Source organism: Neorhizobium sp. PAMB6716 (genome assembly GCF_058242805.1).
Map to the genome: position 1 here is coordinate 268360 of NZ_CM177835.1, position 26026 is coordinate 294385.

The 26026-nt window shown below is 61.2% G+C and carries 28 protein-coding genes; 14 read left to right on the plus strand and 14 right to left on the minus strand.

Going from position 1 to position 26026, the window contains the following annotated elements; genetic code table 11:
• Positions 1–128: 128 nt before the first annotated feature.
• Positions 129–2333 carry a putative bifunctional diguanylate cyclase/phosphodiesterase gene (locus AC4CWH_RS01270; protein ID WP_491320061.1) on the plus strand — a complete coding sequence of 735 codons (2205 nt, stop codon included), beginning with the start codon at positions 129–131 and terminating at the stop codon, positions 2331–2333.
• Positions 2334–2357: 24 nt separating this feature from the next.
• On the opposite strand, the gene trhO is transcribed toward AC4CWH_RS01270, so the two are convergent.
• The 5 genes from trhO to AC4CWH_RS01295 form a co-directional block, all read right to left on the minus strand.
• Positions 2358–3302: an oxygen-dependent tRNA uridine(34) hydroxylase TrhO gene (gene trhO, locus AC4CWH_RS01275; protein ID WP_491320062.1), complete on the minus strand. Its 945-nt coding sequence runs from the start codon at positions 3300–3302 to the stop codon at positions 2358–2360.
• Positions 3303–3458: 156 nt separating this feature from the next.
• Positions 3459–5195: a methyl-accepting chemotaxis protein gene (locus AC4CWH_RS01280; protein ID WP_491320063.1), complete on the minus strand. Its 1737-nt coding sequence runs from the start codon at positions 5193–5195 to the stop codon at positions 3459–3461.
• Between the two features lie 82 nt (positions 5196–5277).
• The gene (locus AC4CWH_RS01285) at positions 5278–6147 is read right to left on the minus strand and encodes a hypothetical protein (protein ID WP_491320064.1); all 870 of its coding nucleotides are present in this window, start codon (positions 6145–6147) and stop codon (positions 5278–5280) included.
• A gap of 141 nt (positions 6148–6288) precedes the next feature.
• Positions 6289–7206 carry a CHAD domain-containing protein gene (locus AC4CWH_RS01290; RefSeq protein ID WP_491320065.1) on the minus strand — a complete coding sequence of 306 codons (918 nt, stop codon included), beginning with the start codon at positions 7204–7206 and terminating at the stop codon, positions 6289–6291.
• A complete protein-coding gene (locus AC4CWH_RS01295) occupies positions 7181–7678 on the minus strand; it encodes a CYTH domain-containing protein (RefSeq protein ID WP_491320066.1) in 498 nt (165 codons plus the stop codon). Before AC4CWH_RS01295 ends, AC4CWH_RS01290 begins: the two co-directional genes overlap by 26 nt.
• A gap of 170 nt (positions 7679–7848) precedes the next feature.
• Between AC4CWH_RS01295 and AC4CWH_RS01300 the strand changes: the two genes are divergently transcribed.
• From AC4CWH_RS01300 to AC4CWH_RS01315, 4 genes are all read left to right on the plus strand, one after another.
• Positions 7849–8487 carry a 2-dehydro-3-deoxy-phosphogluconate aldolase gene (locus tag AC4CWH_RS01300; protein WP_491320067.1) on the plus strand — a complete coding sequence of 213 codons (639 nt, stop codon included), beginning with the start codon at positions 7849–7851 and terminating at the stop codon, positions 8485–8487.
• Between the two features lie 74 nt (positions 8488–8561).
• Positions 8562–9260, plus strand: a complete 699-nt coding sequence (locus AC4CWH_RS01305; protein WP_491320068.1) for a tellurite resistance TerB family protein — start codon at positions 8562–8564, stop codon at positions 9258–9260.
• A 95-nt stretch (positions 9261–9355) separates the two neighbouring features.
• On the plus strand, positions 9356–10051 hold the full coding sequence (locus AC4CWH_RS01310; RefSeq protein WP_491320069.1) for a GNAT family N-acetyltransferase: 696 nt from the start codon (positions 9356–9358) through the stop codon (positions 10049–10051).
• Positions 10048–10257: a hypothetical protein gene (locus AC4CWH_RS01315; protein ID WP_491320070.1), complete on the plus strand. Its 210-nt coding sequence runs from the start codon at positions 10048–10050 to the stop codon at positions 10255–10257. Before AC4CWH_RS01310 ends, AC4CWH_RS01315 begins: the two co-directional genes overlap by 4 nt.
• Before the next feature lie 9 nt (positions 10258–10266).
• Here AC4CWH_RS01315 and AC4CWH_RS01320 read toward each other — a convergent pair whose 3' ends face one another.
• From AC4CWH_RS01320 to AC4CWH_RS01330, 3 genes are all read right to left on the minus strand, one after another.
• Complete coding sequence (locus AC4CWH_RS01320; RefSeq protein ID WP_491320071.1) at positions 10267–11292, minus strand: nickel/cobalt transporter; 1026 nt, start codon at positions 11290–11292, stop codon at positions 10267–10269.
• Positions 11286–11927, minus strand: coding sequence for a DUF1007 family protein (locus tag AC4CWH_RS01325; RefSeq protein WP_491320072.1), 642 nt, complete (start codon positions 11925–11927; stop codon positions 11286–11288). The genes AC4CWH_RS01320 and AC4CWH_RS01325 overlap by 7 nt, the downstream gene beginning before the upstream one ends.
• A gap of 94 nt (positions 11928–12021) precedes the next feature.
• A complete protein-coding gene (locus AC4CWH_RS01330) occupies positions 12022–12915 on the minus strand; it encodes a LysR family transcriptional regulator (protein ID WP_491320073.1) in 894 nt (297 codons plus the stop codon).
• A gap of 528 nt (positions 12916–13443) precedes the next feature.
• Here AC4CWH_RS01330 and odc2 point away from each other — a divergent pair.
• From odc2 to AC4CWH_RS01360, 6 genes are all read left to right on the plus strand, one after another.
• Positions 13444–14577 carry an ornithine/lysine decarboxylase gene (odc2, locus tag AC4CWH_RS01335; RefSeq protein ID WP_491283837.1) on the plus strand — a complete coding sequence of 378 codons (1134 nt, stop codon included), beginning with the start codon at positions 13444–13446 and terminating at the stop codon, positions 14575–14577.
• An 88-nt stretch (positions 14578–14665) separates the two neighbouring features.
• Positions 14666–15256 carry a GNAT family N-acetyltransferase gene (locus AC4CWH_RS01340; RefSeq protein ID WP_491283838.1) on the plus strand — a complete coding sequence of 197 codons (591 nt, stop codon included), beginning with the start codon at positions 14666–14668 and terminating at the stop codon, positions 15254–15256.
• Positions 15257–15470: 214 nt separating this feature from the next.
• Entirely contained in the window at positions 15471–16157 is a 687-nt protein-coding gene (locus AC4CWH_RS01345) for an OmpW/AlkL family protein (protein WP_491283839.1), read from the plus strand.
• A gap of 220 nt (positions 16158–16377) precedes the next feature.
• Positions 16378–17421, plus strand: coding sequence for a serine hydrolase domain-containing protein (locus tag AC4CWH_RS01350; protein WP_491320074.1), 1044 nt, complete (start codon positions 16378–16380; stop codon positions 17419–17421).
• 125 nt (positions 17422–17546) lie between these two features.
• Positions 17547–17786 carry a hypothetical protein gene (locus AC4CWH_RS01355; RefSeq protein ID WP_491283841.1) on the plus strand — a complete coding sequence of 80 codons (240 nt, stop codon included), beginning with the start codon at positions 17547–17549 and terminating at the stop codon, positions 17784–17786.
• A gap of 71 nt (positions 17787–17857) precedes the next feature.
• Positions 17858–18550 (plus strand): SDR family oxidoreductase, encoded by a 693-nt coding sequence (locus AC4CWH_RS01360; RefSeq protein ID WP_491320075.1) that lies wholly within the window; start codon positions 17858–17860, stop codon positions 18548–18550.
• Positions 18551–18580: 30 nt separating this feature from the next.
• Here AC4CWH_RS01360 and AC4CWH_RS01365 read toward each other — a convergent pair whose 3' ends face one another.
• The 5 genes from AC4CWH_RS01365 to AC4CWH_RS01385 all read right to left on the minus strand — a co-directional run bounded on the left by AC4CWH_RS01365 (position 18581) and on the right by AC4CWH_RS01385 (position 22438).
• Positions 18581–19567, minus strand: coding sequence for a WD40 repeat domain-containing protein (locus tag AC4CWH_RS01365; protein WP_491283843.1), 987 nt, complete (start codon positions 19565–19567; stop codon positions 18581–18583).
• A gap of 72 nt (positions 19568–19639) precedes the next feature.
• On the minus strand, positions 19640–20776 hold the full coding sequence (locus AC4CWH_RS01370; RefSeq protein WP_491320076.1) for a CobW family GTP-binding protein: 1137 nt from the start codon (positions 20774–20776) through the stop codon (positions 19640–19642).
• 107 nt (positions 20777–20883) lie between these two features.
• On the minus strand, positions 20884–21276 hold the full coding sequence (locus tag AC4CWH_RS01375; protein WP_491320077.1) for a type II toxin-antitoxin system VapC family toxin: 393 nt from the start codon (positions 21274–21276) through the stop codon (positions 20884–20886).
• Entirely contained in the window at positions 21273–21587 is a 315-nt protein-coding gene (locus AC4CWH_RS01380; protein WP_491320078.1) for a type II toxin-antitoxin system Phd/YefM family antitoxin, read from the minus strand. The genes AC4CWH_RS01375 and AC4CWH_RS01380 overlap by 4 nt, the downstream gene beginning before the upstream one ends.
• A gap of 53 nt (positions 21588–21640) precedes the next feature.
• Positions 21641–22438: a creatininase family protein gene (locus AC4CWH_RS01385; protein WP_491320079.1), complete on the minus strand. Its 798-nt coding sequence runs from the start codon at positions 22436–22438 to the stop codon at positions 21641–21643.
• 86 nt (positions 22439–22524) lie between these two features.
• Between AC4CWH_RS01385 and AC4CWH_RS01390 the strand changes: the two genes are divergently transcribed.
• The 3 genes from AC4CWH_RS01390 to AC4CWH_RS01400 all read left to right on the plus strand — a co-directional run bounded on the left by AC4CWH_RS01390 (position 22525) and on the right by AC4CWH_RS01400 (position 25133).
• Complete coding sequence (locus AC4CWH_RS01390; RefSeq protein WP_491320080.1) at positions 22525–23034, plus strand: MarR family winged helix-turn-helix transcriptional regulator; 510 nt, start codon at positions 22525–22527, stop codon at positions 23032–23034.
• A 93-nt stretch (positions 23035–23127) separates the two neighbouring features.
• The gene (locus AC4CWH_RS01395; protein WP_491283850.1) at positions 23128–24150 is read left to right on the plus strand and encodes a LacI family DNA-binding transcriptional regulator; all 1023 of its coding nucleotides are present in this window, start codon (positions 23128–23130) and stop codon (positions 24148–24150) included.
• Positions 24151–24170: 20 nt separating this feature from the next.
• Positions 24171–25133, plus strand: a complete 963-nt coding sequence (locus AC4CWH_RS01400) for a 2-hydroxyacid dehydrogenase (RefSeq protein ID WP_491320081.1) — start codon at positions 24171–24173, stop codon at positions 25131–25133.
• A 7-nt stretch (positions 25134–25140) separates the two neighbouring features.
• On the opposite strand, the gene AC4CWH_RS01405 is transcribed toward AC4CWH_RS01400, so the two are convergent.
• Complete coding sequence (locus tag AC4CWH_RS01405) at positions 25141–25887, minus strand: gamma-glutamyl-gamma-aminobutyrate hydrolase family protein (RefSeq protein WP_491320082.1); 747 nt, start codon at positions 25885–25887, stop codon at positions 25141–25143.
• Between the last annotated feature and the right edge of the window lie 139 nt (positions 25888–26026).

The following is a 26026-nucleotide window of genomic DNA, read 5'->3' on the forward strand; positions in this document are numbered from 1 at the left end:
GTTTGGGAGATAGCTCTTTCCCTTTGCCGGGAAGGAGCTATTTTGCATTTGGCATGCGGCCGGCATCTGGTATTAAGCAAAAGCGAATACATGATCGGCATTGTTCGCATAAGTGCCAGGGCTGACGAATGCGGTTTGTGCCGATTACGTTGAAACACTCCGCTGCCAAGGTCGACCGCCGCTCCGCGGTGCGCTCGATGCTGCTTATTTTTGCAGCGGTGGTGATAGCGGTAACAGGGATGGTTTTTACCGCCCTCGATCGTGTCGGCCATTACGCCAACCAGTTGGACGAGGAACGCTCGCGCGAATCCGTCAGCGGCGCGCTGCAGACATTCCAGCGTCAGCTTGCCGCCACCCTGCATGATTACGCCGCCTGGGACGATGCCGCCGATCACGTCTACCGCTCCTCTGGCCTTGTCTGGGCAAAGCGCAATTTCGGCGCCATGACTGACAACAATGAGCTGTTCGACGTGGCAATCATCGTCGATCACACCGGCCGTATCGTGCTCGGTTATTCCGAAGGAGAGCCGGTCACCGGCAGCCTTGAGGACTATATCACGCCGGAAGTCTGGTCTCTGCTCGACAAGATCCGCTCCGTTCGCGAAGGCGTACTTCCCGAAGAAACCAGCTTTACACGCACGTCCCGTGGTGCGGCGGCTTTCGGCGTTGCCCTCATCCGGATGAAATCCGGCCAGCTGGTGGCGCCACAGGGCGAAGGGCGTTACGTGATCTTCATGCGCCATCTGACGGAGGCGACTGTCGATCGGCTGGCCAACGCCTATGTGCTGCCGGGCCTTCGCATCGAACAGCCGCTGGAGCAGAAGTCGCACCGGGTCCTTATCCTGTCGCCCGCGGGCAAGCCGATCGCGTCGCTGCGCTGGGAGCCGCGTTCGCCGGGCAATATCAGCCTTGCGCAGGTGCGCCCGCTTGTCTGGTGCGCCGTTGCTATGGTGGCGATCTATTTCGTGCTGCTTTTCGTCAGCGGCAGCCAGGCGCTGGCGCGGCTTTCAGCCGACGAGGAAGCGGCGATCAAGCTGTCGCTGACGGACCGGCTGAGCGGCCTTCCCAACCGCACCGGCCTGTTTGCCGATCTTTCCGAACTGGTGGGCACAGCGCAAAGGTCGGGCCTCGATGTGGCCTTGCTTTATCTCGACCTCGACGGTTTCAAGGAGGTCAACGACGCCTATGGTCACGCCACCGGCGACCAGCTGATCCGCGCCGTCTCTGCAGGCCTTGCCGTGCTGGTGGGCGAGGGGGCCGTGCTGGCAAGGCTTGGCGGTGATGAGTTTGCCATCGGTTTCCTCAGCAAGAATGCCGAGGCGGACGCGGCAGCGCTTGCCGAGCGCGTGATGGAATTTCTCGGCGAGCCGCTCACCATGGGCGATCGCATCGCGGTCATCGGCTGCAGCATCGGCATTGCCTGTTCGCCCCTTGGCGCTGTGGCTGGCGAGGAAGTTCTGCGGCGGGCCGACATGGCCATGTACCGCGCCAAGGAAGAAGGCCGCGGCCGCTGGTCGGCCTACGATCCGGCGATGGACGCCGAACGCGAGGAGCGCAACCGGCTGGAGCTGGATCTGCGGCAGGCCATCGAGCGCGAGGAAATTTCCGTCGCCTTCCAGCCGGTCGTGGATGCCCAGCATATGCGCCTTTCCGGCGTCGAGGCTTTGGCGCGCTGGACACGCCAAGGTCATGGGCCGGTGCCGCCGGATGTGTTCATTCCGATTGCCGAAAGCACAGGGCTGATCGACCAGTTGGGCCTTTGCGTCTTGCGCACCGCCTGCGAGGCCCTGCGCGACTGGCCGGAACTGACGCTTGCCGTCAATGTTTCGCCGGGCCAGTTCCGCGATCCCGCCTTTGCTGAGCGGGTGGCGCTGGTTTTTCAGGAAACCGAGATGGATCCGGCCCGCATTACGCTGGAAATGACGGAAACCTATTTCATCCAGAACCCGGCCCGCGCCCGCGATACCCTCAACCGGCTGAAGAAGACCGGGGTGCATATCGCACTCGATGATTTTGGCGCCGGCTTCTCCAGCGTCGGTTATCTGCGCCAGTTCGGCTTTGACCGGATGAAGATCGACCGCTCGCTGGTGGCCGCTGCCGATCTGGGCGGGCGTGCGGTGGATATGCTGCAGGCAACGGTCGCGCTTGCCCGCTCGCTCGATATTCCGGTGACGGCAGAGGGGGTGGAAACCAATGCGCAGGCCGTGGCGCTGCGCATTGCCGGCTGCGATCAGCTGCAGGGTTTCCTGTTTGGAAAGCCGATGCCGATTGCCGAGATCGCAAGGCTTCGCCAGCGTGAAGAACCCCTGTTCAGGCTTTCAGGCCTCGCCTGACCTCCCGACCTTGCGGGATGAACGTCAGCTGCCGAGATGTTTTGCGCCGCGCTTGCGGGCAAGCTCGATCTGCAATTGCCGCTGGCGATAACGGTCCCGATCGGCTTCGCTGCGTGTGTCATAACAATGCGGGCAGGAGACACCTTCCTCGAATTTCGGCGACAGGCGTACATCCGGCGTGATCGGCTCGCGGCAGGCGTGGCAGAGCTTGTGGTCACCTTCCTTCAGGCCGTGCGTCACCGACACCCGCTCGTCGAACACGAAACAGGCGCCTTCCCACAGGCTTTCTTCTTCCGGCACGGTTTCGAGATATTTGAGAATGCCGCCCTTCAGGTGGTAGACCTCGTCAAAACCTTGCTCCTTCATGAAGGCGGTCGCCTTCTCGCAGCGAATGCCGCCGGTGCAGTACATGGCGATCTTCGGCTTGTTGTGCAGGCCGGTATTGTTCTTCACCCAGTCGGGAAACTCGCGGAAGGTTTTCGTCTGGGGATCGACCGCGCCCTTGAAAATGCCGATGGCCGTTTCGTAATCGTTGCGGGTATCGATGAGGATCGTTTCGGGATCGGAGATGAGGTCGTTCCAGTCCTTCGGCTCTACATAGGTGCCGACGATCTTGTTGGGGTCGATATCCTCGACGCCCATGGTAACGATCTCTTTCTTTAGCCGCACTTTCATGCGCAGAAACGGCATCTTGGAGGCCCGGCTTTCCTTGTGCTCGAGGTTTGCAAACTCGGGCAACGATCGCAGGTAGGAGAGCACGCGCGCAATGCCGTCATCGGTGCCGGCAATCGTGCCGTTGATGCCCTCGTGGGCCACAAGCAGTGTGCCCTTCACGCCGTTTTCCTCGCACAGCGCCTGAAGCGGTGCGCGCAGCGCCTCGCAGCGCTCGAACCGCGCAAAATGATAGAGCGCGGCAACAAGGAAAGAGCCGGAAACGCTGCCGGCGGCGGTGGCTTGAATATCGGTCATGATGTCCGCGAAATACTGCCTCTGGCGGCCGGACGCAATGGATTTTAGCTTTCGCGCCGCACTTTGCCTTTTGTCAATCCGCCGATGCTTCGACATGGCAACGGCCCCTGCCGTGGGCGGAAGGGGCCGTTCGGTGTGCCATCGGACGGCAGCAGATCAGGCGGCGCGCGAAGATCGTGGCCGCATTGCTTGGTGTTCAAGCGTGAACTGCACCATCAGGTCACGCAGCCGTGCCGATTCCGCGGCAAGCGCTGCGGAGGCCGCCGAGGTTTCCTCCACCATGGCCGCGTTCTTCTGCGTGCTCTGGTCCATGTGGTTGACGGCGGTATTGATCTCGGCAAGGCCGGTTGACTGTTCGCGGGCAGAGGTTGCGATGGCACCGACATGTTCGTTGATCGTCACGATCAACTGGCCGATGCCGGTGAGGGCCGAGCCGGTGTTGGAGACGAGCTTGACGCCGGCTTCCACTTCGCTTGTCGAGTTCTGGATGAGCATCTTGATCTCGCGGGCGGCATTTGCTGAGCGCTGCGCCAGTTCCCGCACTTCCTGCGCCACCACGGCAAAGCCCTTTCCGGCTTCTCCGGCGCGTGCCGCCTCGACGCCGGCGTTCAGCGCAAGCAGGTTCGTCTGGAAGGCGATCTCGTCGATCACGCTGATGATGGAGGAGATCTGCGAGGCGCTTGCTTCGATCCGGCTCATGGCCTCCACTGCCTGGGCCACCACCTGACCGGACTTGACGGCGCTGTGATTGGCCTCGGTTGCCACCCGGCGTGCTTCTTCCGTCAGATGCAGGGAGGAGGAGACATTGGTGGTGATTTCATCCAGTGCTGCGGCCGTTTCCTCCAGCGATGCCGCCTGTTGCTCCGTGCGGCGCGACAGATCGTTGGTGTTGTCGGCAATGTCGCGGGTTCCGGCATCGATGTTCATCGCGGCCGTCACGACAACCGAAAGCGTCTTGCGCAACTGGCTGACTGCATCGTTGAAATTGGTGCGCAGTTCCTCGTAGTCGGGGGCGAACCGGTCTTCGATCTGCACCGTCAGATCCCCGAGCGAAAGCGCCCGCAGGCCGTCCGCCAGCCCGTTCGTCGCTTTCATCATGCCATTGAGGCGCCGGTTGTCTGCCTCTTCCTGTGCGGCGCGCTGCTGTTCCAGCAGGTCCCGGCTGGTATCGGCGTCGCGCCGCAGCGTCTGGGCCTGATGCACGCTGTCCTTGAAATACTGGACGGCACGCGACATTTCGCCGATTTCATCGACGCGGTTCTGGTTCGGCACCTCCGTATCCAGCGCGCCGGAGGACAGCTTGTTCATCACCTGCGCCAGCGAAATCAGCGGCCGGGTGATCGAACGCAGCAAGGCCATCAGCGCAAGTGCCGAGGCCAGAAGCGTCAGGCCGGCAATGGCTGCAAGCCCGAGCAGCGAACTCCACGTGTTGCGCATGATCGACTGGGCGTCAAACACCAGAACCATGGTGCCGATACCCATGTCCTTGCCTTCTTCGGCATGGCGCAAGGGCACGACGGAGAAACGCAGGTCTGCCGCGTTGTCGCGTGTCTCGCCCGATGTGGAGCGAAGGCCGGCTGCCACCGCATCGGCCTCACCGGAAGAGAAGAACGCCTTGCCGGTGGCATCGAGCACAAGGGCGGCGCGGAAGTCGGGATCGGTGGTCACAGGGTCGAAGGTCGCCTGGGCAAGGCCCTTGTCGAATTGCCACATGGCCAGACTGGCTCCCGCTGCCGTCATGGAGGCGGTGAGTTTCACCTTCCGGTCGAACATGTCACGCGCGGTTTCAGCCTGTGACCAGCCGGAATAAAGGCTGAGCGCCACGCAGCCCGACAGAATAAGCGCAAGCGATGGCAACATCACCTGCATGCGAATGGACTTGCTCTTGAACATGATCAAATTCCTTAAAAATAAGGGAGAACGGCGATGTTTGGACAGGGCATCCGGAAGGCAGTCGGCGCGCGGTGCGGCCCCGTCACTCCTGCGGGTCGAACCAGTATTGTGCGTCCATCGCGAGGATGTCGTCCGGCAGGTTGGGGTTATCGACCTTGATGATCCTGCGTGTCTTCAGGTTGCCCTTGTCCAGGGCAAGCCGGATATCGGGATAGGAAAGGAAGACCTCCTCGAAGGAACCGTCCTGCCACGCCGCCTGCAGACCGCGCATGAGATCGTCGCGCAGGTCAGGTTTGGATTTCGACACATAAAAGATCGAAGCGGACGGATATTGCAGAACCAGCGTCTTCTCCACGGCAAGGCCGGGCGCATCGGGTGCCTGCTTGATCTGTTCGCTGAGAGCCTCGTTGACGCCGCGCGGAAAATAGTCGCCACGCTTTCCGATGGTCATGCGGTAGAGGTTTTTTTGCGGGCCGGTGCGCACGGTGAGGCCCGCCTTGCGCAGCACGTCCACATCGGCCCAGCCGGTGCCCTGCAGCGCTATGAAAGCCTTGAGCGCCTGGAGGTTCTGAACGCGTGCAAATTCATCCTGGCGGGCCGCATCGATGAGGAACAGGCGATAACCGCCAAGCCCCCTGTCGACGGGGAAGGGAACCGAAAGAAGCTTTGCCGAAACCGCCTTTGATGCATTGACCCAGGCAATGTCGATCTGCGCGCCATTGGCGATGGCGTCCACCATGCCGGCATTGGAACTGTAGCCGGCCGGTGATGGCTTCAGCACATACGGTTTTCCGGATTTTTCGATTGCGAGTTGAAGAACCTGGAAACCCAGCGTGTTTTCCTTGTTGCCCGCCGAATTGTAGTAGATCTCGTGCTGTTCGGCACTGTGTGCAACGCATGCCAGAAAGCTCGTTGCCAAAACCAGAGCGCGCAGAAATGTCCGCTGTAACACCACTCAATCTCCCCTGCCGATTGTGAGGAAGACTCCGCTTTTCGGTTTAACAAGACCTGAAAGCCGGACTGCAAGATTTGCAGTCGCAGCGCTGCGAAAGGGCGGCTTGTCAAAGGCAGAGGTGGCTCTGGCGAATGACGCTCACGACAGCGCGTCCGCCGCTTCCAGCCAGAGCCTGCCGATGATGCGGGCTTCGCGCCTGGGCTGGTCTGGAAAGACGACCGCGGCAAGGGACAGCGCTTCGGCGCGGATTGCCTGCTGGCGCGTGATGATGGCGCCGATCAGAAGCGCCAGCGTGTCGCTGTCACCAAACAGTTCCGGGCTCTCGTTGATCGTCTGCGTCAGCACGCTCAGATCATGCTCATGGCCGAGCAGGTCGACCAATTGTTTTGTCTCGCGCTTCTGGGCGGCCATGGCCGATGGCCAGAGATCGGAAAACAGCGTCAGGTACATCCAGCTGGTCTGCCCGCATTTGCGCAGGTCATGGAAGGCTTCGGCGGAATGATCTTCATTGCAGGTGGCAAGTGCTGCAGCCGCCTTCAGACCCTGTTTGCGAAAGGCCTTGACGACACGTCGTGCCGTGCGTGCATTGCCGCGCGGCAGGTTCAACCCGTGAAGCGCTTCCAATGCGTCTTCACAGGCGGCGATCGCTGTCTCGATCGTGTCTGCAAGGTCGCCTTGTGTCGAGGCGATCCGGTCGCGTCGTTCAATCAGCGCGCGGGAAGCAAAGCCGAGCGCTGTAAGCTCTTCGGCGGATACGGCAAGGCCGGCCAGATAGTCGACGGTTTCGACAAGGGCTGTTGCGTCGCGCGCGCCGGACAGGCTTTGGGCTACGGTGCGGATACGAGCGTTTTCCGTGCGCCGGAACTCCTTTGCATCCGGTTCAACCAGTCGGTAGAGGGCGCGCAGCCGCTTGAAGCGTTTGCGCGCCGCATGGATCGCCTGATGCTCTCCTTCGGGGCGTTCGCGCAATACCTCGATGGCACGCCGCAACTGGCTTTCGGCAATGCGGCAAAATTCAGCGGCAAAAGGTTCAGAGGGCCGAATGCGAAATGCCATGCACCAACTCCCCGGCCAGGTCTTCGGTCGCCAGGACCATGTTGGAATAACGGCGGTCGCTGGTCACTTCGCGGCCGATCCAGGACGGCAGCGGCGGGTTTTCCGCCTCGCTCTCCAGTTCCACCTCGGCCACGACAAGGCCGCTGTAGAAGCCGGTGAACACGTCCACTTCCCAGGTGAAGCCGGCGTGCGGCACAAGATAGCGGGTCTTTTCGATGACGGTGCCGATGGCGGCGCGCACCAGTTCCTCGGCATCCTCGACCGGAATGGCGTATTCATATTCGTTGCGAGACAACATGCCGTGGCCGATCTTGATGGTGAGGCGTGCGCTTTCACCATCGATCAGCCGCACCCGGACATTGCGGTCTTCACCAACGGCCACATAGGCCTGCATGTAGGATGCGCCGGGGCTTGCAGTGTCGCGCCACGCCTCGCTTGAAACGAGAAACTTGCGTTCGATTTCCTTGGCCATGCCCATTCCCGTTTTCATCACGAACCTGATACAAACTATTGCAAAGGCTTGGCGGCGACCAGAGCCGAATGCCTGGCAGTGGTCCGTTTTTTCTCGACACTGCCTTTGCCCCGCGCTATCTCAGCGTGGAGTTTCAATCGTTTCAATCCGTCCTGTCCGGGAGGTTCCTCATGAACGCCAAGAGCCAAGCCCTGCTTGCCATCCTGAAGCTGCAACCGGTCGTGCCGGTTCTGATCGTCGATGATGCGGCCTCTGCCGTGCATCTGGCCCGCGCGCTGGTTGCCGGCGGCTTGAAGGCGATCGAGATCACCATGCGCACGCCGGCAGCCCTTGATGCGGTGAAGGCCGTTGCTGCGGAAGTGGAAGGCGCCCATGTCGGTGCTGGCACCATCCTCAACGCGCGGGATTTCGATGCAGCCGTCAAGGCCGGCTCGACGTTCATCGTCAGCCCGGGCGTGGCACCGGGCGTGCTGTCGGCGGCCAAGGATTCCGACGTGCCGCTTCTGCCGGGTGCTGCCACCGCGAGCGAAGTGATGACGCTGCGCGAAGCTGGGTATGACGTCCTCAAATTCTTCCCCGCCGAACAGGCCGGCGGTGCCGCCTATCTCAAGGCGCTGTCCTCCCCGCTCGCCGGCACTGTCTTTTGCCCGACCGGCGGCATTTCGCTGAAGAACGCCCGCGATTACCTGTCGCTGCCCAATGTTGTCTGCGTCGGCGGCTCCTGGGTTGCGCCGAAGGAACTGGTGGCTGCCGGCGATTGGGCGGGCATCACGGCATTGGCATCGGAAGCCTCTGCCCTCAAGGGCTGATTACCCCCTCTATCGTTTGTAAAATGACTTTGGCGTCCTATCTCTCCCTGTGACACAACAGGGAGAGTTTGTTTATGTTCGACGCCAAGAAGCTTCTGGACCAGTTCCTCGGATCCAAGGTTCCCGGTCTTTCGGGAACCTTGCAGGGGAAGGCAGGCCAGGTCACAGACCTTGCGCGCAACAACCCGATGAAGGCCGGCGCGCTGGCGGCCGCCCTTCTCGGCACCAAGACCGGCCGCAAGCTTGCCGGCAATGTCGCAGCCGTCGGCGGCGTGGCCGCCATTGCCGGCCTTGGTTATCTCGCCTACCGAAACTATCAGTCGGGCAAGGCACCAGCCGGCGTCGCCCCTGATGCGCCGGTCATCGAGCCGCCGGTCGATTCACCCTTCAGCCTCCATTCGCCAAGCCTCAGCAATGATTTTGCGCTGACCCTGTTGCGCGCGATGATTGCCGCGGCAAAGGCCGATGGCCATATCGATGCGAACGAGCGCCAGCGCATCATGGAAAAGGTGCATGCCGTGGATCTGGGCGCCGAGGCCGAAGCCTTCATCGCAAAGGAACTCGCCGATCCGATCGATCTCGATGCGCTGGTGGCAGCCGGTCGCACGGAAGAGCAGCGGGTGGAGATCTACACGGCCTCCAGGCTTGCCATCGACCCCGATACCCGCGCCGAACGCGGTTATCTCGATCTTCTCGCCGGCCGGCTGAAACTGCCCGATCCGCTGATCGATCATATCGAGGCGACCGTCTCCTCGGCGAAGGTTTCGCTCTGATCCGTTGTCGGTGTTTTGCCGTGTCCGACGGCAAAGCAGCGATTGCGTTTGGGCGCGCCCTCGCTTAATTCTCTTGGCAGGTGAGGGGATGTTTCATGCGTGATCTCAAGAATTTCAGTGGTTGCCCGGCGCCTCGGCCGGTGCGGCTCGAGGGCCATTATGTCATTGCCGAGCCCTATGAACGGGCGGTGCATATTCAGACGCTGTGGGAGGCACTGGGTGGCGATGAGGGGCTGAACGACCTCATCCATTATTTCCCCAACAAGCTCTACAGCGCGCCGGCAGAATTTGCCGACTGGCTGGAGGGCATGAACAAGGCCGGCAACCTCATCACGCTTGTCTTTCGCGACAAGGAGGATGGCGAGGTTGTGGGCATGGCAAGTTATATGCGGCCGGACCCCGCCAATGGCGTGATCGAGGTGGGCTCGGTGGCGCATGGTGCTGCCATGAAGCGCTCGCCGCTGTCGACCGAAGCGCATTACCTGATGGCCCGCCACGTGTTCGAGGATCTGGGTTACCGTCGTTACGAGTGGAAGTGCCACAACGAAAACGAGCCGAGCAAGAAGACCGCAACGCGTTACGGCTTTACCTTCGAAGGCGTGTTTCGCCAGCACATGGTGTCCAAGGGCGCCAACCGCGATACCGCCTGGTTTTCGATGATCGACGGTGAATGGCCGCTCATCGCCAAGGCCTTCGAAACATGGCTGCAGCCGGAGAATTTTGACGATCACGGCCACCAGAAAGAACGGCTGGAAGATATCCGCGCCGGGCTTCAGGCGGTGGCAGCGTGAGCGGCGGCAAGACACGTTCACCGGCCATTGCGGCCGCCATCATCTTTTTCGGCTTCACACTGCTGTTTCTGGTCATGCCCAGCATCGTTCTGTGGCTGGCGCAGTTTTCGCCGTGGCTGGCGGCAGGTTTCGGCGTTCTGGCTGTCCTGTCGTTTTTCCTGATCTTCTGGCTGCGGGCCCGCCATCAAAGGCGAGACGGTCACTGACTCCTCGGGCTACGCCTGAAGGGCAGCGCCGAGCAGCGAAACGCCCATCAGGATGATGAACAGCGCGCCTGCGATCTCGATGCCGTTGGTAATGCGGCCTGCCGTGCGTGATCCCTTGCCGGCAAAACGCACGGCCAGGTCCTTGGCCGAGACTGCCATCAGCGCCAGCAGTGATACGGTGATCGCGGTGCCCAGCGACATGAACAGCACCGACAGCGCGCCCCCGAGATAAAGCCCGTTGAGGATGGAAAAGCTCATCACCAGGATGGCGCCGGAACAGGGGCGAAGGCCAACGGCAACGATCGCCGACCATGCCTCGTGCAGGCTGAAATCGCGCCCGCCGATGGCCTGCGGGTCGGGAAGGTGCATTTGCCCGCAATCCATGCAGTAGTCACCGGCTGCAAGCTGATCGTGATCATGGCCCACTTCGGTTGCGCGAAACGAAAGGCCCGTCGGACCCGAGGCGGGACTGGCGCTGGCAAAGATCGGTAGCGAAGAGCGGTGCGGGCGAAGCGCATAAAGCTTGCGGGCCAGAAGCCAGCCGCCGAACAGGGCGATCATGGCAAAACTTGCCACCTCCATCGCCTGCGTGGCGCGCGTCATGGTGATGCCGGTGCCGCGCAGAACGATATAGGCCGCAGCGACAAGCCCGATGGCAACGATCCCCTGCAACAGTGCCGAGACGAGCGAAATGACGATGCCGCGCTTCAGTGCGGTCTCGTTGGCGATCATGTAGGAGGAGATGACCGCCTTGCCGTGGCCGGGACCGGCGGCATGAAAGACACCATAGGCAAAGGACAGTGTCACCAGCCCCTTCACCGCCCACGGATCTTCCCGCATGGCTTTCAGCGAGCCGGTCAGCGCCCGATAAAAACTCTGCTGGTAGGCATTGATGAAACCGAAGAAGGGGCCGAGAAATCCGCCGGTGCTGAACGAAGGTTCCGCCGAGCCGACGCCGAGCGGGGATTGCGCATGGGCAAGCGCAAAGGCCCCGAGTGTCATCACGAGGGCAAGGGGAAGGCTGCGTCTCAGCATGTCACCTCCAGGCGCGTCGCAAACAGTTTGGTCATGTCGGTGCCGGTGGGATCATTGAAGAAGGCATCCGTCAGGCTGGTCTTGTTCTGCGCGATCACCTCGTCCGGATCAGGCCTGACGACCTGGTGTTTGCAGGCGGCAAAGGCCTTGCCTTCCGGCACCAGATCGGCATCCGAGGGAAAATCGATCGCGGTATAAAGCGAGGGATCGTAGATGCCGAATGTCATGCGGCCCTTGAGGTGGACCGGCTCCGTTGGCCTCACTGCAAAGAACACCAACACCTGCCCGTCCTTGTAGCTCACATGGATCACATCCGGCTGGGCAATCGGGATCGTCTTGCCGTTCTGGGTGATCGTGGTGAAATAGTGAAAATCCTTGAGCGAGGTGCGCATGACTTCGCCGAGATCGGCCAGTTCGTGCTCGTCGAGCTTCAGGTCGGTGTTCTTGTCGAAGTCGAGAAGCACGCTGGAGGAAAACAATTCGTCGAAGCGCCAGACATTACGCAGTTCGGCAATGGTGCCGTCATCGGCGGCCAGCACTTCCAGCCGCGCATCGACAAAGATGTGCGGATGCGCGAAGGCCGGAAACGGCGCCAGAAGAAAGAGAGTGGCAGAAAGCCACTTTTTGAAAAACATGACCAGATCCCGTCGCGCGTTGTTGCTGCGGTGTGTCGTGCAAATGGGACGGAATTTCGGCTAGCGTCAATCGGGGGGTGAGATCACGAAGCCCTTAACTCTGCTGACGGAACCACGCGGAGAGAAAATCGACGAAACTCCTGACCTTTGCCGGCAGGTAACGGCGGTGCGGGTAGACCGCATAGATGCCGCGATCGGTCGGGATATAGTCATCAAACAGCGAGACCAGTTCGCCCGTCTTCAGGTAAGGCAGCGCGATGAAATCCGGCACCATGGCAACGCCAAGCCCGGCGCGGGCGGCTCTGACCGTGCCCTGCGGGCTGTTGACCTCGATGGAGCCCGCGACGGGAACCGAAAAGAAAGCGCCATCGGGCGCCTGGAAGCGGATGCTGTTGTGCGAGCGAAGGTTCGTATCGATGATGACGGGTTTGCCGGCAAGATCCTGCGGGTGGGCGAAGGGACCGTACTGCGCCACATAAGCGGCCGTCGCGCAGGCATACACGCGAAAATCGGAGAGCTTGCGGGCAATCATGCCCGAATCCTCAAGCTTGGTGATTCGGATGGCGAGATCGAAGCTTTCTTCGATGAGGTCGACGAATCGGTCTTCCGCGACGATATCGAGCGAGACATCCGGGTGTTCGGTGGCAAAATCGATGACAGACTGGCCGACATCGGCATCCATGAAGGTGCGCGGCACCGAGATTCGCAGGCGCCCCTTCAGGTCGGCATTGTTCTCGCGCACGAGGTCGGCGAGATTGTCGATCTCCTTCAGGATATCGGCGGCGGTGCGGAAATAGGTATGGCCCGCTTCCGTCAGCGAAAACTGCCGTGTCGTGCGGTTCAAGAGCAGCGCGCCCAGATCGTCTTCCAGTTCGCGCACATATTTGGAAAGCAGCGCTTTCGAACGTCCGGTGCGACGGGCGGCGGCGGAAAACCCTTCGGCTTCCACCACATCGATGAATGCGCGCATGCGCGTCAGAGTATCCACACCATCATCCTTTTTTCCTGACCTTCTAGGTGGAGTTCGAGCTTTCGTCCTGCAATGTGAAATTTGCGAGGCAGCCAAAAAAATCTCTTGATTATGAAGGCGAATGTTCTTATCTCCCGGTCAGCCCAAAGTCGCACGTGCCCGTGGGTGTCCGCCGACCCTCTATTTGGTGAGGTCATCGGTAAGGTACCTGGAATTAACCCCTCCAGTCGCTATTCCGGCCATCCGGGAAATGCGAGGACATCTGAAGCAACGACGGTGCGGGCCTTTTTGTTCTCTCCCGGCTTTCCAACAGCCGGGGTTACTGAAGAGGCACACCATCATTGCCGGAAGTGCGGTAGGGTTCTCCCTCCAATCCATGGCAGACAAAGCCGGATCATCGTTCTTGGCAGAGCGTTGTTCCACTTACCGCGCGTTTGAGCGTGTCAGGGAATCGGTGTCTCCACCGACTGGTTCCCGGCGCATGTTCATTCGTCCTTTGTCCTCCGGTTCGCAAGCCGGAGCCTTGAGACCTGGAAGGGATTGACCATGACCACTGCTCGCATCCGCGACTTCCTGCGCACCGAACGTCCGGAAGGCCCTTGCCTTGTCGTTGACCTCGATGTCGTGCGCGACAATTTCAAAGCCTTCCGTCATGCCCTGCCGGACAGCGCCATCTATTACGCCGTCAAGGCAAACCCGGAACCGGAAATCCTGAAGCTGCTCGCCTCCATGGGCTCGAGCTTCGACTGCGCTTCCGTTGCCGAAATCCAGATGGCGCTTGCCGCCGGTGCCACGGCTGACCGTATCTCGTTTGGCAATACCATCAAGAAGGAACGCGATGTTGCGCGCGCCTTCGAACTGGGCGTCGGCCTGTTTGCCGTCGACAGCCATGAGGAAGTCGAAAAGGTTGCCCGTGCAGCCCCCGGCGCCCGCGTGTTCTGCCGCGTTCTCACCGATGGCGAAGGTGCCGAATGGCCGCTGTCGCGCAAGTTCGGCTGCGTTCCGCAGATGGCCGTCGACGTGCTTGTTTATGCCCACCAGCTGGGTCTCGAATCCTACGGCGTTTCGTTCCATGTCGGTTCGCAGATGACCAAGGTCGATGCCTGGGATGCAGCCCTTTCCGATGCAAAGCGTGTTTTCGCGCAGCTCGCCAAGCAGGGCATCGTCCTGCAGATGGTCAACATGGGCGGTGGTTTTCCGACCAAGTACCTGCGTGACGTGCCTTCGGCCGAAGCTTATGGCCAGGCGATCTTTGCCGCCCTGCGCAAGCATTTCGGCAACAGCCTGCCCAAGACCATCATCGAGCCGGGCCGCGGCATGGTTGGCAATGCCGGTGTGATCAAGGCGGAAGTCATCCTCGTCTCGCGCAAGTCGGACAATGACACGCATCGCTGGGTCTTCCTCGACATCGGCAAGTTCGGTGGTCTGGCTGAAACCATGGACGAAGCCATTCGTTATCCGATCCGCACCGAGCGTGACGGCGACGACATGGAGCCCTGCGTTCTGGCCGGCCCGACCTGCGATTCGGCCGACGTGATGTACGAGAAGAACATGTATCCGCTGCCGATCACGCTTTCGATCGGCGACGAGGTTCTGATCGAGGGCACCGGTGCCTATACCACGACCTATTCGGCGGTTGCCTTTAATGGCTTTGATCCGCTGAAGGCCTATGTGATCTGATTTCGCAGGCTCCGGCCGTTTCGCCGGAGCCGCACTCACCCTTTGATTTTTGTGCCGCTTAGACCGGTTTTGAGCTTCGGAGGCCAAGATGGCCGCTGTTCTTGACGCTGTGCGCGCGTTCCTCGCGCCAAATGCTTTTGTCATCACGGAAGAAAACCCCGCAGACGTGGTTGCTCGCGAAAACCTGCTCGATCGCGCCATGGGCCGCGACCGCCGCAAGAAGTCGTCGGAAAAGCTGCGCCGGGGCCGCGTGCCGGCGCAGGGGCTGGCCCTTGTCGCGCGTGACCGCGATGGTCACGTGATCGGCACCGTGCGGCTGTGGAACGTCGAAGCCGGCGTTGGCCGCCACGGCGGGCCTGTGGATGCGCTGTTGCTGGGCCCCCTGGCCGTCGATGCGGCCCATGAGGGCAAGGGAATCGGCGCTGCCCTGATGCGGGCCGCCATTGCCGAGGCGCATGGCCGTGGCCACGGCGCTATCCTGCTGGTCGGCGATGCGCCCTACTATGAGCGATTCGGCTTCTTTGCTGAAAAGGCCCAGCATCTCGTCATGCCGGGTCCGTTTGCGCGCCACCGGTTCCTGGCGCTTGAGCTGAAGTCCGGCTGGCTCGATGGCGCCGCCGGCATGCTGACCGCCAGCGGCCGCAAGTTGTCGCAGCAGGTTGAGCGTCGCGCCGCCTGATCGCTTGAAAGTTCAAGTTCTCCAGTCTGCCCCTTCCCGGATCCACCCGGGGAGGGGCATTTTCGTTTGAGACGACAGGTTCGACGGACACTTTTTGCCGCAAAAGCGCTACGGACTTGACCGCCGTCAAGTCGGGTTGATCGAGATCAACGGCCTGCCCTGGCGGGGTTGATAGCCATGCGACATCAAAAGACGATGTCGCAAGGAGAATGACATGATCAGGAACGCAGCCGCCATCGCAGCCCTTCTGGGAACTGCAACGGTCGTTCTTTCAGGCGCGGTACAGGCCGCCGATATGGCGCCGCAAGCCCCGGCACCGGTTGCCGCAGATGCGGTCTCGGCCAAAAGCCCCTGGCAGGTTCGCGTGCGCGCCCTTGGCGTCATCCCAAATGACAAGGGTTCGGTCAACGGGGTTGCAGGCTCTGACCTCAACTACTCGAACTCGGTCACGCCGGAACTCGATATCAGCTATTTCTTCACCGACAACATTGCGGCCGAACTCATTCTCGGCACGACCAGTTCGAAGATTTCCGGTGCCGGTTCGCTTGCCGGCGTCAATGTCGGCAAGACCTGGCTCCTGCCGCCGACGCTCACCCTGCAGTATCATTTCACCGATTTTGGTCCCTTCAAGCCTTATGTCGGCGCAGGCGTGAACTACACCTTCTTCTATAACGAAAGCACGCAACCCGGCTTCAGCAACCTGAAGGTCGATTCGCATGTCGGCGCCGCCCTGCAGGTCGGTTTCGACTATATGCTCAACGAACACTGGGGCCTGAACGTCGACGCGAAGAAGCTGTTTCTCGAAACCAATTGGAGCGCCGACATGGGTGGCACGCCGATTTCCGGCAAGGCCAAGCTTGATCCCTGGCTGATCGGCGCCGGCGTGACCTACCGCTTCTAATCCTACGCGGAGCCACCCAGGCTGAAGCATCGTCCGGATGGGGGCATCCGGCACCGTGGCAGGTAGCTTCAGCCTTGAGGGGAAGGGACGGGAACTGGTGCGATTTTCGCACCGGTTCCCGTTTCCGTTATGGAGGCCGCAGTTGTCGCTGTCGTCACAAGCGTGTGAAACAGCACGCCCTGCCATGGTTCTTGCCCCAAAGCGCGCTATCTTTGAGTCCATGCTGGACAGACGCCGTTTCATTGCCGCACTGCCTCTTCTCTTTGCCGGGATTGGCGCGCGTGCCGAGGAGCAGCCCTCCCCGGAAGCGTTGCAATCTTCCGGCAGTCCTCCCACGAACGGTTCGCTCTCCGACGTGCTGGCGCGCGCCGAAGAGTTGGCGCCGCTGAAGGCGGTTCTGGTGTCGCGACAGGGGGAGCAGCTGGCGGCCCGCGGTTATCATGGTTATTCGCCGGACAGCTCGACCAATATCAAGTCCGCCTCCAAGTCGATCCTGTCGGCCATGGTCGGCATTGCCATCGGCAAGGGCCTCCTGGACGGAGCGGACCAGACTATCGCCCCAATCCTCAAGGCGGATCTTCCCGCAGATCCCGATCCGCGACTGGCAACCGTAACAATCGGCAATCTTCTCTCCATGCAATCGGGTCTCGATCCCTTGTCCGGCCCGAATTACGGACGGTTTGTTGCAAGCCGAAACTGGGTGCGTTTCGCGCTTGCGCAGGATTTCGTCCAGGATCCCGGCGGGCCGATGCTGTATTCCACCGCCTCCACCCATCTTCTGTCCGCCATTCTCACCCGCGTCGGCGGGCAGTCGACGCTTGCACTTGCACGCGCGTGGTTTGCGCCGATCAACGGTTTTCGCATCGGCTCCTGGGATCGCGACCGCCAGGGCATCTATCTCGGCGGCAACCAGATGGCCATGACGTCACGGTCACTTCATGCTTTTGGCGAGGTCTATCGACGCGGCGGGCGCACGGCAGACGGCGTGCAGGTGGTGCCGGAAGACTGGGTGGCCACCTCTTTCGAGCCGCGCACAAATTCGCGGTATTCCGGTGATGGTTATGGCTACGGCTGGTTCTTGAAGAGCATTGGCGGTGAGGATGTGCGCTTCGCCTGGGGTTACGGCGGGCAGATGCTGTATATAGTGCCGTCGCGCGGGCTCACCGTCACCATGACGTCAGAAGCCGATTCGCCTTCAGCCGCCAATGGTTACCGCGACCGTCTTCACGATCTTCTGGCCGCAATCATCGGGGCCACCGCCTGACGCCGGGCGGGATTTCCGCACACGTTTTGTTAAACGCTCTCCGTTCTAACGGCGGCTCCTGATGCAGACGCCAAAGGTTTGCGAACCGCATCCCTGCAGACTTTCGATAAAGAAAGACCATCGATATGAGATTGATCCGCCTTGTCCTGATCCTTGCCATCGGCTTTGCAGGCGTTATCGGCAGCCGCTGGTACAGCTATGTCACCAATACGGAGAGCCCCTATAACGAGACCGGCATCGAGATCAACAGCCGCATGCCCGGCCCTTTGCGCAAATGGGGATGCGACAAGCTGCACGTGACTTTCGGCACTATGCTGCCGCCCTATGGTTGCCAGGCCGGGTCAGAAGGTCGCGACTGGCTTTGAATTTTCCCTTTCGTCCAGTGCGTCGATAGACGGGCTGGACGAACCCCCGGCACGGTCCTATCTGCTTGCCCATGAAAAAAGCCATCATCACAGGCGGTGCCGGCCTTATCGGCACAGGGATCTGCCGGCTTCTCGTTGAGGCCGGGTGGGACGTTGCCTCCTTCGACATGAAGGATACGAGCCAGGACCTGCAGGAGAAGGGTGTCATCCACGTCTTCTGCGATGTCTCGGACGAGGCCTCGGTTGCCGGTGCCTTTGCCGAGCTTGGCTGGGAAAGCCTTGATCTCCTCGTTAACAATGCCGGCATTGCAGCCCCGGTAACCGGGCCGATCGAGGCCTTGTCGCTTGAGGACTGGCGGCGGGTGACCGACAGTCACCTGACGGCTGCCTTCCTGATGACGCGCGCGGCAGTTCCCCTGATGAACGAGGGCGCCAGCATTATCAACATGGCGTCGACCCGCGCCGTCATGTCGGAACCGCAGACGGAAGCCTATGCGGCGTCAAAGGGCGGGTTGGTGGCGCTGAGCCATGCGCTTGCGGTAAGCCTTGGCCCTAAAATCCGCGTTAATGCCATCGCGCCGGGCTGGATTTCCGGCGACGAGGATCTGCGGCGGGAAGACCATGCGCAGCATCCGGCTGGCCGTGTCGGACACGCGCAGGATATTGCCGACGCCGTCCTTTACCTGACGGGCGCCGATTTCATGACGGGTGAGGTGCTGACACTGGACGGCGGCATGACGCGCAAGATGATCTACGCGCCCTGACAGGGCCTGTCCTTGAGGCAGACGAACCGGTTATGCGGAAATGTCGATAATGCCGCAATCGCCGGCTTCCGAGCCGAAGGCGATCAGTTTGCCATTGCCGCTCCAGCTCATGGCGGTGATGGCGCCCTTGCCGGGACGCCGCAGCAGAGCCTCTTTGCCGTCACCGATCCGGACGCCCAATATCATGCCATCGATGAAACCGATGGCCAGCACCTCTTCGACCGGATGGAAGGCGACGCAGGTGGCCATGATATTGGCGCGGGTGCCAAGCTCCAGCGGTGCCTTGCCCATCGGACCGTCCTTGCCGGAAAACGGCCAGACAATGGCCGCCGGCGCGCCGGAGGAGGCAAGCCACTTGCCCTTGGCCGACCAGGACAGCGATTTCACCTTGGCCGGATAACCTGTCATGCGCATGTGACGGGCTTCGCCGGGCTTTCCGTCCAGCTTCCAGCCATGCAGGGCGTTTTCCTGCATCTGGGTCACGACGAACTTGCCGTCCGGCGAGAAGGTGACGCCGTTATGGGCGCCCTTCCACTCCAGATCGACAGCCGCAGAGGTCGTGGCCACCCAATGCAGCGAAACGCCATTGTAGCGGGCCGCGGCAATCCGCAGGCCCTTCGGTGCAAAGGCCAGCGCCTCTACCGTGCGTTCCTCGGCAAATTCCTTCACCGTGCCATCAGCCAGCACAACCGTGCTCGCCTTGCCATAGGCATAAGCGACAGCCCCCTGCGGGCCACCGGCCACCACCGTCACCCACTTGCGCGGCGCTTCGGCGACAAGCGTTGCGCTGCCATCGGCTGCAATGCGCATGACCTTGCCATCCTCGCCGCCGGTGATCAGGCTGACGCTGAACGGATCGCGGATGCAGGTCAGAAGGCCGTTATGGGCCTCCGTCACCTTTTCGCCCCCGTCCAGCCGGCGGATTTCGCCGGCAGCGGTTGCAAAGAAAGGGACATCGCCGAGAAAATGCGTGGCGATGACATGGCCATCGAGATCGAGCGGGGCAACGGTGGGCATCAGGCAGTCTTTCTGGTGGACATCTTGCTTTCCGGGCAAAGCGGCCCGAAGACCGCTTCACCCGGCAGGGGGTCAGGCCGTTGCCTGGCAGGCAAAGAAGCTCTGTTCGATCTTTGCGCGGTCGAGATCACGGCCGATGAAGACCAACCGGCTTTCGCGCTTTTCGCCATCCTTCCAGGCCCGCTGGTGATCGCCCTCGATGATCATGTGGACGCCCTGAACCACATACCGTTCCTCGTCGCCCTTGAAGGCGATGATGCCCTTGAGGCGCAGGATGTTCGGCCCGTCCGTCTGGGTGATCTTCTGGATCCAGGGGAAAAAGCGGTCCGGGTTCATCTCGCCGCCGCGCAGCGAGATGGACTTCACCGTCACGTCATGAATGGCGGATGCCACGGCATGGCCGTGATCGTGACCATGATGATGGTCGTGTCCATGATCATGCCCGTGGTCGTGCCCATGGTCGTGATGATGATCGTGGTCATGTCCATGGTGTCCGTGATCATGGTCATGATGATCGCAGTCGGGGCCGCACACATGGTCTTCGTGGCCGTGCTCAAGGAAATGCGGATCGTTTTCCAGCGCCCGTTCCAGGTTGAACGCCCCCTGATCCAGCACGCGGGAAAGATCGACGCCCGAGCGGGTCGTCTTGTAGATGCGGGCCGTCGGGTTGATGGCGCGAACAATATCCTCGATCACGGCCAGTTCTTCCGGCGTCACGAGATCGGTCTTGTTGACGACGACGACATCGGCAAAGGCGATCTGGTCTTCAGCTTCGCGGCTGTCTTTCAGGCGAAGCGGCAGGTGTTTCGCATCGACCAGCGCCACCACGGCATCAAGCTCAGTCTTGGCGCGCACGTCCTCGTCCATGAAGAAGGTCTGGGCCACCGGAACCGGATCGGCAAGGCCGGTGGTTTCCACGATAATTCCGTCGAAACGGCCGGGGCGGCGCATCAGGCCTTCCACCACGCGGATCAGGTCTCCACGCACGGTGCAGCAGATGCAGCCATTGTTCATTTCATAGATTTCTTCGTCCGACTCGACGATCAGGTCGTTGTCGATGCCGATTTCGCCGAACTCGTTGACGATGACGGCGTATTTTTTGCCGTGGCTTTCGGTGAGGATGCGGTTGAGCAGTGTCGTTTTTCCGGCGCCGAGATAGCCGGTGAGAACGGTGACGGGAATGGGCTTTGCGATTGCAGTATCGGCCATAAAAACCTCCGGGGATGGGCGCTCGCAAGATGGAGCGGCAGCGGTTGGGGACCATATAAGGCCTTGGGTCCGGCAGTTCAAAGGCTTTTGTATGTTATAAGATCACATCAGGCTTTCGCCCGCGCCGCGGCGATATCGGTCAGCGCAAAATCATCGCCGATATAAAGCAGCGGGCAGGAAAGCTCACGCGCCAGCCCATAGGCAAAGCAGTCACCGAAATTAAGGCTTGCGGGGTGAAAGCCCTTGCCGAAGCGACGGTAGGCGGAGGCGGCCGCATCGGCGCGGGCGGCGGTGACGTCGATGATGTCAGTGACCACCAGAGCGATGAGATCGACCATTTCCAATTGGAAATCGCGTCGCGCTGAAACAATCAATGCTTCCGTCAGGGTGCCGGTGGACATTGCAACGCCCTTTGCGTGGCGTAGAGCTTCAAAGCAGGATTTTGCTTCCGGTTCGTCCTTCAGGATGGCGATGAGCGCAGACGTATCAACCACGATCACCGGGGCAAGCCATCATCGTCGTAGAGAAAGTCCTGGCTATTTTCGGCCCGTTCTTCTGGAAAAGGATCTGCCTTCCGGCGAACACGTTCCTGTAGGGCGGCTATGTCCTGAAGCCTTTTCTCTGGCGACGCTTTTTCGGACCGGTTTTGCGAACTGAGCATCGTTGCTGCTGGCTGCCGCTGTTCCAGATTGACAGATACGAGACGTGCAACCGCTCGACCGTCTCTCGTCAGATAAATGTCTTCGCCCTGCTCGGCGCGATCCAGAAGATCGCCGAGACTATTTTGGGCATCTCTGACAGAAATCTGCATGCGATAATCCTCGCTGGCATCTTTCTGCAAGATAAGGGCCTTTTGAACGTCAATCAACTCTTGTCGAAACCCGACACATCAAACCGCTTCACATCGTCCAGCAGCTCCAGAATGCCGCGCACCGCGTGCGTCATCAGCGCCTCGCCACGTTCTGCCGTGGCGGCCGCCGCATTGCCGGCGACGCCCTCTTGGTTGAGGTCGGACATCTTCCAGCCGAAGGCGTGCGGTCCGTAAGCGCGCAGGTGGCGGAAGTCTTTGGCAAATTCCGTCTGGCGGGAGGGAAAGGCGGCAGCCTTTGTCATGTCCACGCGCTCCGGGTAGAGCGCCAGCATGACGGAGGTTTCGATATCGCCGCCATGGATGTCGATGGCCTTGTCCTGCGGTGTAATCCAGCCGTCCGGCTGTCCGAAGCGCGTCCAGCTGGTGGCGACCGCCAGCATGTTCAGCCGCACCCGCGCCTCGGTTGCCACCACCGTCATCAGCGCGGAATTGCCGCCATGGGCGTTCAGCATCACCAGCTTGCGGATGCCGATATCGCTGAGACTTTCGGCAATCGTCAGCCAGCGGTTGATCACCTGGCCAAAGGTCAGCGTGCGGGTGCCCGCGACATCCATATGCTCGACGGAATAACCGATGCGCTCGACGGGCAGGAAGGTGAGCGGCAGGTCGGCTGGCTTTTGTGCGATGAGGCGCTCGACAATTCCGCGAGCAATCAGGCTGTCGGTGTCGAAGGGCAGGTGCGGGCCGTGCTGTTCATGCGCCCCAAGCGGCAGCACGGCGATCCAGTCCGCGCGCTCTGTCGGGGAAAGGCTGCGGTCATTGTCGTCAAAGCGGGGTGTGGGCAGCGGCATCTGGCGGTAACCTCCTGCTTTCGCTATGGATGGTCGCGCACCGTCTATAGCGGGTGTGATCGAGGCGGGAAACCCGGACGGAGCCAATGGCGAAAAAGAAGGGCGATAAAAAGGACGAAAAGAAGGAAAAGGGGACCCGCAAGAAGGACCTCTCGTCACTTGGTGATCTGGCGCCGGTCCTCACGCAGGCAGCGCGCTCGCTGCGCACGGCATTGTCGCATCATCTCGCCGATGCCGGCCTTTATGCCGGTCAGGATGGCGTGATCCTGCTTCTGTCCGACGAGCCGGGTCTGACACCGGGGCAATTGGCGCAGCGCCTTGCCGTGAAGGCGCCGACGATGACGCGCACCATCGGACGCATGGAGGTGCAAGGCTTCGTGGAGCGCAAGGCCGATGGCGCCGATGGCCGGCTGATCAAGGTTTTCCTCACCGAAACGGGCCAGAAGAGCGTGCAGGCGATCCAGTCCGCCATTGCCGAAAGCGGCGCGGCGGCCATCCGAGGCTTTTCGGACAAGGAGGTCCGCACATTGGTCAAGCTCCTGAAAGCGCTCGACCGCAACCTCAATGGCGTGGCCGTGGAGGAAGACGAGGATTGAATTGAAACGTCATTGTGACAAACGATTGCCTACCGGAATTAAAATGTTTAAATAATTTAAATTCGGTAGGGCGAATCCGCCAGGGGAGGGGTTGTGGTTCAAAAGATAAAGCTGTCCACCATTGCAGAAAGTCTCGGGCTTTCGACGGCAACCATATCGCTGGCGCTGAGAGATAGCCCGCTGGTGGCCATAGACACGCGTGAAAAGATCAAGGATCAGGCCCGCGCGCTGGGTTACATCTACAACCGTCGTGCCGCCAGCCTGCGCACCTCGCGCTCCGGCATTATCGGGGTCGTCGTGCATGACATCATGAACCCGTTCTACGGCGAAATTCTCAAAGCCATCGAGAGCGAGCTGGATCGCAGCCGCCACACCTTCATCCTGTCCAACCATTATGACTCGGTGGAAAAGCAGCGCACCTTCATCGAGACGCTGCTGCAGCTTGGCGGCGACGGCGTCATAATGTCGCCGGCCATCGGCACGCCGATCGAGGACGTAAAACTTGCCGAAGCCAATGGCATGCCGGCCATTCTGGTCGCCCGTTCCATGGATGGCGTCGATCTGCCGACCTATCGCGGCGATGACAGCTATGGCATTTCGCTGGCCACCAACCACCTGATCGGCCTTGGCCACCGCACCATCGCCATGATCGGCGGCACCGACCAGACATCGACCGGCCGCGACCGTTATCAGGGGTATGTCAACGCGCTGCGCAAGGCCAATATCGAGGTCGATCCGAACCTGCGTATTCCAGGGCCTCGCTCCAAGCAGGGCGGCTTTGAGGCGGCGGTGCATTTTCTGTCGCTGCCGCAAAAGCCGACGGCTGCCGTCTGCTGGAACGATCTGGTTGCCATCGGGTTGATGAACGGCATTGCGCGTGCCGGGCTTGTGCCGGGCCAAGATATTTCGGTGACCGGTTATGACGATCTGGAGGAAGCCTCCATTGCAACGCCGGCGCTCACCACCGTGTGGAACGGCCAGACGGAAGTGGGCCGGCTTGCCGCCCGCGCGCTGCTCGACCGTCTCTCCGGAAGTCATGATCCGGATGGCATTCACCTCATCAAGCCGGAAATGCGCATCCGGCAATCCACCAGTCCACACCACCCTCGTGCCTGACACAAACAGGATTTAAGCCGATGACCGAACAGAAGACCACCGTGCTCATTCCGGGCCGCATGCATCCCCGCGCACTGGAGCGCCTTCAGGCAGCCTTTGAGGTTGTGCAGACCGCGCCCGGTGCCGAACTCGACCTGCCGGCCGAAACGGTGTCAAAAATCCGCGGCGTTGCGACGCTGAACGGCATGCGCGCCGCGTGGATCGACGCATTGCCGAACCTCGAAATCATCTCGAATTTCGGCGTGGGTTATGACGGCGTCGATGCCAAACATGCCGCGACCAAGGGCGTTCTCGTCACCAACACGCCCGACGTGCTGAACGACGAAGTGGCCGATACCACGATTGGCCTCCTGATCAACACCGTGCGTCGCCTGCCGGTAGCGGAAAATTATCTGCGGGCCGGCCGTTGGGAAAAGGAGGGCCCGTTCGCGCTGACGCCGCTGTCGCTCAAGAACCGCCATGTCGGCCTTCTCGGCCTTGGCCGTATCGGCCTTGAAATCGCCAAGCGGCTGGAGCCGTTCAAGGTGAAGATCAGCTATCACACCCGCACCGAGCGCAAGGATGTGCCCTACACCTATGCAGCCTCGTTGATGGAGCTTGCAACATCGGTCGACACGCTGATCTCGATCATTCCGGCAACGCCTGAAACCCACAAGATCATCAATGCCGATGTGCTGGCAGCGCTTGGCGAACACGGCGTGTTCATCAATGTCGGTCGTGGCACGAGCGTGGACGAGGAGGCGCTGATCGCAGCCCTCAAGAACAAGGTGATTGCGGCTGCCGGTCTCGATGTCTTCTATGATGAACCGCGTGTGCCGGCAGGCCTTTTCGACCTCGAAAACGCCTGCCTGCTTCCGCATGTCGCCTCGGCCTCGGTGCCGACGCGCAATGACATGGCTGATCTCGTCGTCGACAACCTCATCGGCTGGTTCACCGAGCGCAAGGTGCTGACGCCGGTGCCGGAAACTCCCGTCAAGGGATAAGGCTTGTTCAGCAGTTGCGGGCGTAGGTCCGCACCGCCTCGCCGAAGGCTTCGAACAGGGCGCGAGACGGGCTGTCCGTCTCCGCCCAGTATTCCGGATGCCACTGCACGCCGACCGCAAAACCCTTGGCATTGATGACCGAGACCGCCTCGATGGTTCCGTCCTCGGCGGTCGCTTCCACCTGCAACGAAGGGGCAGTTTGTGCAATCGCCTGCCGGTGCAGCGAATTGACCTCTACCGCACCCGACAGGCCAAGGTGATTGGCAATGCACGATCCCTCGCGCACGAACACCGGCTGGCGGATGGCATACATCTCGTCACGGCTTTCCACCGGCGGCTTGCGGTGATCCCAGATGCCCGGCTGTTCCTGGATTTCGCTGGCGAGCGTGCCGCCCAGCGCGACATTCAGCTCCTGAATGCCGCGGCAGATGGCAAGCAGCGGAATACCGCGCTCGATGGCGCGGCGGATGAGCGGAAGCGAGGTCGCATCGCGCGCTGGGTCGAATGGCCCGTCAGCCTCGGTTGCCTCGCGGCCGTAAAGCGACGGATGCACATTGCTTGCCGAGCCAGAAATCAGCACGCCGTCTACCCGGTCGAGAACACCGTCGATGTCATGGCCATCTTCGAGCGCCGGGATGAGCATCGGAATGGCACCGGACACTTTGACGGCCGCATCGACATATTGCCGCTGCACGCCATGCCAGATGGTGTTGTCAAAGCTGCGGATGTCGGCGGGAATGGCGATGAACGGCATGGGGTCTGTCTCCGGCGGGATTATCGCCCGCGTTCTTGATCCGCCGCATCGCCCAAGTCAAGCACGTGCGCGTGGCGCCCCTGAGTGCTTCCGAGGTGTGTCGGCCACGCTATGGTTCTGTCGGACAAGCCTTATTAGA

Excerpts from the sequence above, each read along its gene's own strand:
- AC4CWH_RS01270 (WP_491320061.1), top strand. The coding sequence starts at position 129 with ATGCGGTTTGTGCCGATTACGTTGAAACACTCCGCTGCCAAGGTCGAC.
- trhO (WP_491320062.1), bottom strand. The coding sequence starts at position 3,302 with ATGACCGATATTCAAGCCACCGCCGCCGGCAGCGTTTCCGGCTCTTTC.
- AC4CWH_RS01280 (WP_491320063.1), bottom strand. The coding sequence starts at position 5,195 with ATGTTCAAGAGCAAGTCCATTCGCATGCAGGTGATGTTGCCATCGCTT.
- AC4CWH_RS01290 (WP_491320065.1), bottom strand. The coding sequence starts at position 7,206 with ATGGCATTTCGCATTCGGCCCTCTGAACCTTTTGCCGCTGAATTTTGC.
- AC4CWH_RS01295 (WP_491320066.1), bottom strand. The coding sequence starts at position 7,678 with ATGGCCAAGGAAATCGAACGCAAGTTTCTCGTTTCAAGCGAGGCGTGG.
- AC4CWH_RS01300 (WP_491320067.1), top strand. The coding sequence starts at position 7,849 with ATGAACGCCAAGAGCCAAGCCCTGCTTGCCATCCTGAAGCTGCAACCG.
- AC4CWH_RS01305 (WP_491320068.1), top strand. The coding sequence starts at position 8,562 with ATGTTCGACGCCAAGAAGCTTCTGGACCAGTTCCTCGGATCCAAGGTT.
- AC4CWH_RS01310 (WP_491320069.1), top strand. The coding sequence starts at position 9,356 with ATGCGTGATCTCAAGAATTTCAGTGGTTGCCCGGCGCCTCGGCCGGTG.
- AC4CWH_RS01320 (WP_491320071.1), bottom strand. The coding sequence starts at position 11,292 with ATGCTGAGACGCAGCCTTCCCCTTGCCCTCGTGATGACACTCGGGGCC.
- AC4CWH_RS01325 (WP_491320072.1), bottom strand. The coding sequence starts at position 11,927 with ATGTTTTTCAAAAAGTGGCTTTCTGCCACTCTCTTTCTTCTGGCGCCG.
- odc2 (WP_491283837.1), top strand. The coding sequence starts at position 13,444 with ATGACCACTGCTCGCATCCGCGACTTCCTGCGCACCGAACGTCCGGAA.
- AC4CWH_RS01340 (WP_491283838.1), top strand. The coding sequence starts at position 14,666 with ATGGCCGCTGTTCTTGACGCTGTGCGCGCGTTCCTCGCGCCAAATGCT.
- AC4CWH_RS01345 (WP_491283839.1), top strand. The coding sequence starts at position 15,471 with ATGATCAGGAACGCAGCCGCCATCGCAGCCCTTCTGGGAACTGCAACG.
- AC4CWH_RS01350 (WP_491320074.1), top strand. The coding sequence starts at position 16,378 with ATGCTGGACAGACGCCGTTTCATTGCCGCACTGCCTCTTCTCTTTGCC.
- AC4CWH_RS01355 (WP_491283841.1), top strand. The coding sequence starts at position 17,547 with ATGAGATTGATCCGCCTTGTCCTGATCCTTGCCATCGGCTTTGCAGGC.
- AC4CWH_RS01360 (WP_491320075.1), top strand. The coding sequence starts at position 17,858 with ATGAAAAAAGCCATCATCACAGGCGGTGCCGGCCTTATCGGCACAGGG.
- AC4CWH_RS01365 (WP_491283843.1), bottom strand. The coding sequence starts at position 19,567 with ATGCCCACCGTTGCCCCGCTCGATCTCGATGGCCATGTCATCGCCACG.
- AC4CWH_RS01370 (WP_491320076.1), bottom strand. The coding sequence starts at position 20,776 with ATGGCCGATACTGCAATCGCAAAGCCCATTCCCGTCACCGTTCTCACC.
- AC4CWH_RS01380 (WP_491320078.1), bottom strand. The coding sequence starts at position 21,587 with ATGCAGATTTCTGTCAGAGATGCCCAAAATAGTCTCGGCGATCTTCTG.
- AC4CWH_RS01385 (WP_491320079.1), bottom strand. The coding sequence starts at position 22,438 with ATGCCGCTGCCCACACCCCGCTTTGACGACAATGACCGCAGCCTTTCC.
- AC4CWH_RS01390 (WP_491320080.1), top strand. The coding sequence starts at position 22,525 with ATGGCGAAAAAGAAGGGCGATAAAAAGGACGAAAAGAAGGAAAAGGGG.
- AC4CWH_RS01400 (WP_491320081.1), top strand. The coding sequence starts at position 24,171 with ATGACCGAACAGAAGACCACCGTGCTCATTCCGGGCCGCATGCATCCC.
- AC4CWH_RS01405 (WP_491320082.1), bottom strand. The coding sequence starts at position 25,887 with ATGCCGTTCATCGCCATTCCCGCCGACATCCGCAGCTTTGACAACACC.